Here is an 8094-nt window from a genome sequence, read left to right on the forward strand (position 1 = left end):
AGGTCGTCTGTTTTGACGAAAACGTCCGGGAGACGATCGAGACCATCCGCGAGGACTTGACCACCGACCGGTTCGTGTACTTCGACGACGATTCGGGCCCGGTACCGGAGTACGCGGTCGGCTTCCACGAGCTGCTCGAGGGCGCGGGCGAGACACCCCCGGCCGTGGCGACCGACCCGGAGGACGTCTGGGCGATCATGTACACGAGCGGGACGACGGGCCGGCCAAAGGGCGTCGTCCACACCCACGAGAACGCGACGTATCACAACATGGCGATGATGGGTGGAATGTCGCAGAATCGCGTCGGGATCATCATGATGCCCCTCTACCACAACGCGGCGCTCAATTGCAGCCTGCTTCCGGGCGTGAACGTCGGCGGGAAATCGGTGGTCCTCAGTGGCTTCGACCCGGAACAGGCGCTCGAACTCGTCGACGAGGAGCGGGTCACGTCGATGAGCCTCCCTTCGCGGACGTGGCAGCAGGTGCTCGACAGCAAGGAGGAAACGGACTTCGAGGGCGAGAGCCTCGAGAGCATCGGGTACGGGACCTCGGACATGCCGCGGCCGCTGTTGGAGGACCTGATCGACACGTTCGGCGAGGTCGTGAGCACGGCCTACGGCATGACGGAAATGGGGCCGGTCGCGGTGGCGATCGATCCGGAGGATGTCGTCGAGAAGCTCGGGAGCGTCGGCGTGCCGCTCCCGAACCACGACGCACGGATCGTCGACCCGACCTCCACTGAGGACCCGGACGACCCGGTCACGCCCGAGGACACCGTCCCCACCGGCGAGGAGGGAGAGATCATCCTCACCGGGCCGTGCATGATGGAGCGCTACCTCAATCGGCCCGAGAAGACCGCGGACGCGATCCGTGAGGGCTGGTTCTTCACGGGCGACCTCGGCTACCAGGACGAGGACGGGTTCATTTACCTCGTCGACCGGGTCGACGACATGATCATCAGCGGCGGCGAGAACATCTACCCCACCGAGGTCGAGGCGGTGCTGTACGAAAGCGACCTCGTGGCAGACGTCGGCGTCGTGGGAACCGACGACGACCAGTGGGGCGAGGCGGTGACCGCCTACGTCGTTCCGAGTGAGGGGACCGACCGCGACGGGCTGGAAGAGGAGCTCGACCGGTACTGCCTCGACTCCGAGCAGCTCGCCGAATTCAAACGGCCACGGCGGTACGTGTTCGTCGACGAGTTGCCGAAGAACCCGAGCGGCAAGATCCAGCGGTACAAGCTCCGCGACCGGACGGAGTCCTGAGACGGCTGCCGGCGTCCCGCCTCGGTTACTCGTCGGCGACGCCGCTCCAGGTGTTCGTTGCGCCGCCGTCGACGACCAGGGACTCGCCGGTCACGAAATCCGAGAGGGGGCTGGCGAGGTACAGGACCGCGTCCGCGATGTCCTCCGGCTGTCCCACCCGGCCCAGCGGGGCCACCTGGCGGTAGGTTTCGACCGCCGTCGCGTCGCCGTCGAACATCCCCAGGTCCTGCCGCGTCATCGCCGTCTCGACCACGCCCGGACAGACTGCGTTCGCCCGGATGCCGTGTGGACCCAGCGCGGCCGCGACCGCGTAGGTCATCAGGCGGACGGCACCTTTCGAGGTGCAGTAGTGGACGCCCGTCCCCCGGCCCGTGATGCCGGAGATGCTTGCGACGTTGACGATGGCGCCCTCCCGGCCGGCCTCGACCATCCGCCGGGCGGCTGCCTGCGACCCGAAAAACGGGCCGACGACGTTGACTGCCATGACCTCGTAGAGGTCCTCCTCGCTGATCTCCAGGAAGTCGTCGCTCCGGGAGACGCCCGCGTTGTTGACCATCACCGAGACGCCGCCGAGTTCCTCGGCGGTGTCGACGGCTGCCTCCAGGTCCTCGACCTGGGTCACGTCACAGTCTGCGTAGGCCGCGTTCCGGCCGTACTCCTCCTGGATTCGCTCGTGGGTCGGCGTGCCCCCCTCGCGGGGGTCTGGCTGGAGGTCGGCCACCACGACGTCCGCGCCGTACTCCGCCAGCCGCAGGCTGATTCGACGGCCGATCCCGCTCGCGCCCCCGGTCACCACCGCGATGTCGTCCGACAGGAGTGCAGACATAGCTACAAGATGTCGCGTGTCGAGGTGATAAAGACAGCGCCCGACCGCGAGCAACGACATCAAACGGCGTTCAGTGTCAGACCGAAACGCGGGGACGGGCAGCCAGCGAATTCATCAGAGAGTCCAGTGCAGAAGGGATAAAAAACGACCTGCAAGACTTAGAGGACGTAGTCAGCACCGTCACCGGTCGAGAGTTGGTCCCTCGAAGCTCAACGCACGAGCAGTTTTCGGAGTTCGTCAGCCGCGGCCGGTTCGGTAGCGACGAGGTATCGGTGGCCCGGCCGCAGCGTCGTTTCTGGGCCGACAACCATCGAGTGGTCGGCGTCGGAAATGACCTGAGCCCCGTTGGGAAGCTCCACGTTTTCGAGTCGTTTGCCAGCGACTGGCGACCGCGGATCGACTTCGATTTCGAGGATATCGATCTCTCCCGTCGCTGCTTGGAGTGAACGGAGATTCCGGCCCAGCATTTCGTCGACCATGGTGCGTGCGCCGGCGGCCTCGGGAACGGCGACGCTGTCGGCGATATCCTTGCTTTCGATGTCCTCACGGATGCGGGCAAGCGTCTGGATATCTTCGACCAGATCCTCGACCGTCGCACACAGAGCGAGATTGAGCCCCTCATCACCCGTGACGGCTGCGAATATGTCGGCCCGTTCAAGACCGGCCTGCTCCAGAATGCCCGGGCGCGTAGCGTCCCCCTGAATGATGACCCCAGAGCTAGCCTCGAGAAGTGTCTCACAGCGGTCGGCGTCCTGTTCGATGATCGTGACATCGTGGTCGTAGTCAGCGAGTACGACCGCGATGTGGCGGCCGAGACGACCACCGCCGGCGATGACGATGGATTTGTCCATGCGTGGGTCGGTGGTAGAATTTGATTACTCGCGGGTCCCACCGCGACGGTTCGTGCCGCCCCGCTGGACGGGGTCTTGCACTGGACGGTTGAGGAGCTACATTTGTAAGGGTTGGGACAAGCTACCGGCTGGGGTACGAGAATGCGAGACCGGTGTGCGATCAGGAGCTACCGCGGTACATCTCGATGTTGAAATCGCGCGGTCCATCACTCGAGGCTGTTCACAGCGGACCTCGGGGTGGTGTCGATGAGCTAGACGATGTCCTCGGGAAGGCGCTGCTCGTTCGTCGACGCGTTCGGCGTTCCTCGCCTGTCGCCGTGGATGCCGCATTCGGTTGGCGAATCACCAACACTAACGGTACACATCAATCATCCCCCGCTCCGATGCCGGCATCGGTGCTGTCGGGCTCAATACTACCCGTGTCGGGCGTGGTCTCCTTGCCACGGGCAGATTGGACCTTGCCCATTGCGACGGCACAAATGTAGATGCCCACAGCCACGAGGACGATGGCCCCGCCCGCCGTGACCCCGCCGTAGTAGGCGACGCCTATGCCCAGCAGTACCGCGAGTTCCGCGAGGACGACCGAGACGACCAGCGATTCGGAGAAACTTCGGGACACCTGGGTCGCGCCCGCGACGGGGACCACGAGCATCGCCGCGACGAGGATGACGCCCATGATCTGCATCGCGCCGACGACGACCATCGCCGTGAGCATCACCACCACCCGGTTGTACCAGTTGACGGAGATCCCGGAGACGGCGGCCGCCGTCTCGTCGAAGGTCACGTACAGGAGCTGGTTGCGCGTCACGGCCACCGTCCCGACGATGACCGCGAACAGCACCAGGAGGATGGCCGCGCTCTGTGGGGACACTGTCGAGAGGTTGCCAAAGAGGAACTGGTTGACACCGACAGCGAGCCCGCCCGCATTGAGGCTGATGAGCGTCGTCCCCAGCGCGAACCCCGTCGACAGGACGATAGCCATCGAGACGTCGTTGTACGCGTCCGTGACTTCGGAGATGAGTTCGATGAACAGTGCGGCGACCATCGCCACGACGACGGCGGTGAGGTAGGGCGACACCCCGAGGTCGATGACGGCGTTCAGAAACAGCCCGACGGCGACCCCGGCGAAGGCGGTGTGGGCCAGCGCGTCACCGATGAGCGCGAGCTGTCTGTGGACGAGGAACGTGCCGATGAGTGGCGCCATCACGCCGACACAGAGCCCGACGAGTATCGCCCGGTGCATGAACCGGTACCGCGGGTTCAGCATCTCCAAACCCGTGAAGTAGTACACCCAGTCCATCGCCCAGTACCACTGCTCCAGCAGCCACAGGAGGACGCCGAAGACGAGGTCACCGACGACGCCTACCCCGCCCTGCAGCGGGAGCACGACCGCCGGGTCCAACGTGGCGAGGGGACTCACCACGAGCGTGGCTGCTCCGGGCACGATCACCCGTCCACCCCCGTGAGAAACTGCGCCTCGGTTCCGAACGCCCGGGCCAGCGCGTCGCTTTCGACGAACTCGTCGGTCGGCCCGTCGAAGTAGACTTCACGGTTCAGGCAGACGACGCGGTCGGCGTGCTCGACAACTGCCCCGAGGTCGTGCTCGATGAGGAGCACAGTGATGCCCTCGGCATTGAGCGCGGCCAGCAGGTCGTAGAAGGCGCCGACCGATTCGGCGTCGACACCGACGGTCGGCTCGTCCAGCACGAGCAGGTCGGCCTCGCTCGCCAGCGCCCGCGCGATGAACGCCCGCTGGCGCTGGCCACCCGAGAGGTGTGTCACGCGCCGGTCAGCGAACGCACTCATGCCGACGGTCGCGAGCGCGTCGTCGACGATAGCCCAGTCGTCGCTTGACAGACGGCCAAACCCGACGTGCGGGAATCGGCCCATCTTCACCACCTCGCGGACGGTGATCGGCATCTCCTTGGCGGTGCTGGCCCCCTGGGCGACGTAGCCGAGCCGCTCGCCGTCGTCGAAGCGGGTCGCGCGCTCGCCGAACAGGTCGGCCGTGCCCGTGTCGGGGTCACGCAGGCCGAGGATCAGCTGCATCAGTGTCGACTTCCCGGAGCCGTTCGGCCCCACGATGGCGACGTACTCTCCGGGCCCGACGGTCAGTGAGACATCTTCGACCACGGGTGTCGCGGTGTAGCCGAACGTGACGTCCCTGAGGTCGATGACGGGTTCGCTCGCCCCGGCGTCCGCGTCGGTCGCGGTGGTCGGTCGGTCGGCCGCAGCAGCCCCCGTCTCGGGGTCGGTGTTCTGCCCGGTCATATCGGTTCGAAGTTCCGCCACTGTTCGAGCCAGGCGGGCGACGGAGCCGCGTCCTCGGGCGTCTTGTTGCCGAGAACGATGTCGAACGTGGGCATGTTGATGTTGTCGGCGATCTCCTCGTAGCCCCACCTCTCCTCGACCCACTCCTCACGGACGCCGGCGTACGGCGTCACGGGAAAGTACGCCACCACGTCCGTCTCGCGGACGAGCTGTTGGGCCGGGCGCTGGGACTCGAAGACGCCGTTAGCGATGTACGTGATGTCGTTTTCGTCGATCACCGCCGCCGCTTCGCGGATGTCCGCGGGTTTGACGTCGCCGCTCGCCGCGAGGTTCGTCACCAGCGGCCGCATCTGCACGCCGTACCGCACCCCGATGTACTGGAAGGCGTTGTGTGCGGCCAGCTGGACGATGTCGCGGTCGCTCGCGTCGAAGATGGCCTCGTAGTCTCTGTCGATCCGGTCGAGCACCTCGGAGCTGTACGTCTCGGCGTTATCCCGGAAGGCGTCGGCGTGCTCCGGCACGACCGCCGCGAACCCCTCGGCGATGTTGTCGACTGACTGCTTCGCGCGCTGGGGGTCCAGCCAGAAATGCGGGTCCAGCCCGCGTTGCTCGCCGACGCCTTCCTCCTCTTGGTCGAGGGTCTCGGCAAGGTCCACCAGCTCGACGCCCTCCCGGGCGTTGATCAGCGCCGTGTCGACGCCGTCGCTCCTGATCGTCTGGATGGCGCGGTCGGCCCACGGCTGGAAGTCTTCCCCGACGTGGACGAACGCGTCGGCTTCGATAATCCGCTGGGTGATGCTGGCGTTAGGCTCCCAGCCGTGGCCGTGCAGCCCTGTCGGGACGAGGTTCTCGACCGTGAGTGGGGTCCCGTCGGCTATCTGCCGGCCGAAATCGAAGAAGCTGAAAAACGAAGCGACGGCGACCGGGCTGTCGCGCCCGTCGTCACCGCCACCCCCGGCCCGTCCCGGCGCGCTCGGGAGTACCGTGCACCCAGCCAGCCCTGCAAGCGCCGCCACACCGCCGGCACGCAGGGCATCCCGTCGTGTCACCGCTCCGCTGTCGGATATCTCGTCTGACATAGTCTTCTCAAAATCTTAGATTAGGTTTGTCTAATCTATAGATTGTAAATTCACATAAGTAGCTTCCGATTTCGGTAAAACTGTCGTAGCGGGCGGTTTCTACCGCTCCAAACGAGGTCGAATATTATTCGTCAGTCATGCAGGGACGGCAGAATCCGAGTCGCACCGAACTAGCAGTGAATGGATCCGTCGATATGGGCCAGATCGACGAACACAGCAACGCAGGCCGACGCACAGGCGAGGAGAGAGAAGTGCTAACGGCGGAAATCGAATGGCTCCAGGAGCAAACGTGGTCGTAGCTATAGTATAATTATCAATTCGTGGCCCGCCATCTCGTGCACCGGTGCGTCAGAAACTGTCTCAAACACTCGATACTGTTCAGGCCTTGTATCCTGAATATCGTATCCGATACGCGACCGAGGCGGTCGTCGGGAGGAGCCTGGAAAGGTCAGATCTCCAGATCAGAGATGCCCCTGATGTACTCTTGGCCGTACTCGGGGCGGTAGTGGGTTCGGAGTCGAGAGATATCCACTTCGGGACTCAAGAGGTCCGGCCGGGCTTCATAATGGCTGAACAACTGCATCTGATCAGCGACATGAAAGGCGTGAACGTGGAACTGGCATTCCTGGGGACGGAAGTGCTCCGCTATGAGCTTGTCGCCGGTGCCCGGCGGATGACTATCTGGAACCCTGCGATACGAGAGGTCATGAGGTTGGCCCGTTTGAGGATGCTTTTTTGCAGCTGAGAGGAACTGTGGCTCGTAGCCGCATGCTCGCAAATACTCCCGGGTTCCGGGCACATCCTCCTGTATCGCCCCGATCCTCTCAGGGTCCCGGATAGTGTATGCCGTATACTGGTTGAATCTCCTGGCGATCGGGTTCACTGCAATGCGAAACTTCGTCCAGATCGATGGCATAGCTTGTGGATTCTGCACGTTTCACACCCCACCATTATCAAGTATGAGTATCGATATGCTATCATGAGTTTAGAACCGGGGAGTACTGAAGGCGAATCCGATGCGAATAGAGAGGGCTCTGAGACCACGGCTGCGCAAACTGGATGGTCGATACACAATTGGGAGGTTGTCGCCGTATTTATCATCGGGACACTGGTCGGGATTGTGATAACTACCGACGCGTTTGGATTATTGGAGGTTACTGTGCCTCCCTTCGTCCTGTTCTATTCCGGGCTGGGTGCCCTCGGCTACATTTTCACGAAATTGATGGTCCAATTCGACAACTACGCTGACTGGGGACAGCGAGAGGAGTTAGTAGGCATGGCGATGCGGATCCCGGCTGCATGGATCCTCGCTATCGGTGTCTATCTGTTTCTCGGCCAGTCCGGGCAGCCAGGTGCGCAATCGGGTACCTTGGCGGCTGGTGTCAGTTTCCTCGTCGGACTGTACGTGAATGTGGCCCACAAAGCCCTGGGTAGTCTGGCTGATCGAGTTATTGGGCAAGCCCGGAGAGGTGACGACGGCTGAGGATAATCCGGAATACCGCGAACAGGAGCGCATCACCGTTGCGCCCCTTCTCATCGTCCAGCCGGTGCTTCCAAAAAGTGAGTGAAGTCGCCGGTTCAGTCGTTCGACTTCGACGGCCACCACGACCTCCCCATCTGCACCTATCCCGGCGATGTCGAGCTGGCGCTGGGTTCTCTCGGTTGTCACCTCGTGCTACGGCGAGACGTCGACGACTGGTGATGTCGCATCCTCAACAGAGGCTTGCTGGAGGTACCGCTCGCCGAGGGCGATGCCGAGGACGTGCTCGCTGGACGCTTCCAAGTCAGTCCCGTGGCCGTAC

At 63.7% G+C, this 8094-nt stretch carries 8 protein-coding genes; 2 read left to right on the top strand and 6 right to left on the bottom strand.

The features are described from left to right. A partial coding sequence (locus tag V5A38_RS13745) for an AMP-binding protein (RefSeq protein ID WP_332326334.1) occupies nt 1–1265 on the top strand: 1265 nt, incomplete at its 5' end. Between the two features lie 25 nt (nt 1266–1290). Here the strand turns inward: V5A38_RS13745 and V5A38_RS13750 are convergent. From V5A38_RS13750 to V5A38_RS13775, 6 genes are all read right to left on the bottom strand, one after another. After that, nucleotides 1291–2091, bottom strand: a complete 801-nt coding sequence (locus tag V5A38_RS13750) for an SDR family oxidoreductase (protein WP_332326335.1) — start codon at nt 2089–2091, stop codon at nt 1291–1293. Between the two features lie 209 nt (nt 2092–2300). Next, nucleotides 2301–2942, bottom strand: coding sequence for a TrkA family potassium uptake protein (locus tag V5A38_RS13755; protein ID WP_332326336.1), 642 nt, complete (start codon nt 2940–2942; stop codon nt 2301–2303). Nucleotides 2943–3306: 364 nt separating this feature from the next. Beyond that, a complete protein-coding gene (locus tag V5A38_RS13760) occupies nt 3307–4362 on the bottom strand; it encodes a metal ABC transporter permease (RefSeq protein ID WP_345786290.1) in 1056 nt (351 codons plus the stop codon). 26 nt (nt 4363–4388) lie between these two features. After that, nucleotides 4389–5213 (bottom strand): metal ABC transporter ATP-binding protein, encoded by an 825-nt coding sequence (locus V5A38_RS13765; protein ID WP_332326337.1) that lies wholly within the window; start codon nt 5211–5213, stop codon nt 4389–4391. Then, nucleotides 5210–6262: a metal ABC transporter substrate-binding protein gene (locus V5A38_RS13770; protein WP_332326341.1), complete on the bottom strand. Its 1053-nt coding sequence runs from the start codon at nt 6260–6262 to the stop codon at nt 5210–5212. The genes V5A38_RS13765 and V5A38_RS13770 overlap by 4 nt, the downstream gene beginning before the upstream one ends. A gap of 478 nt (nt 6263–6740) precedes the next feature. Further along, nucleotides 6741–7208 (bottom strand): hypothetical protein, encoded by a 468-nt coding sequence (locus tag V5A38_RS13775; RefSeq protein ID WP_332326338.1) that lies wholly within the window; start codon nt 7206–7208, stop codon nt 6741–6743. Between the two features lie 63 nt (nt 7209–7271). Between V5A38_RS13775 and V5A38_RS13780 the strand changes: the two genes are divergently transcribed. Further along, the gene (locus V5A38_RS13780; protein ID WP_332326339.1) at nt 7272–7775 is read left to right on the top strand and encodes a hypothetical protein; all 504 of its coding nucleotides are present in this window, start codon (nt 7272–7274) and stop codon (nt 7773–7775) included. Nucleotides 7776–8094 lie beyond the last annotated feature (319 nt).

The organism is Halolamina sp., from assembly GCF_036626355.1.
Classification (GTDB): domain Archaea; phylum Halobacteriota; class Halobacteria; order Halobacteriales; family Haloferacaceae; genus Halolamina.

Excerpts from the sequence above, each read along its gene's own strand:
- V5A38_RS13765 (WP_332326337.1), bottom strand. The coding sequence starts at position 5,213 with ATGACCGGGCAGAACACCGACCCCGAGACGGGGGCTGCTGCGGCCGAC.
- V5A38_RS13750 (WP_332326335.1), bottom strand. The coding sequence starts at position 2,091 with ATGTCTGCACTCCTGTCGGACGACATCGCGGTGGTGACCGGGGGCGCG.
- V5A38_RS13755 (WP_332326336.1), bottom strand. The coding sequence starts at position 2,942 with ATGGACAAATCCATCGTCATCGCCGGCGGTGGTCGTCTCGGCCGCCAC.
- V5A38_RS13775 (WP_332326338.1), bottom strand. The coding sequence starts at position 7,208 with ATGCCATCGATCTGGACGAAGTTTCGCATTGCAGTGAACCCGATCGCC.
- V5A38_RS13780 (WP_332326339.1), top strand. The coding sequence starts at position 7,272 with ATGAGTTTAGAACCGGGGAGTACTGAAGGCGAATCCGATGCGAATAGA.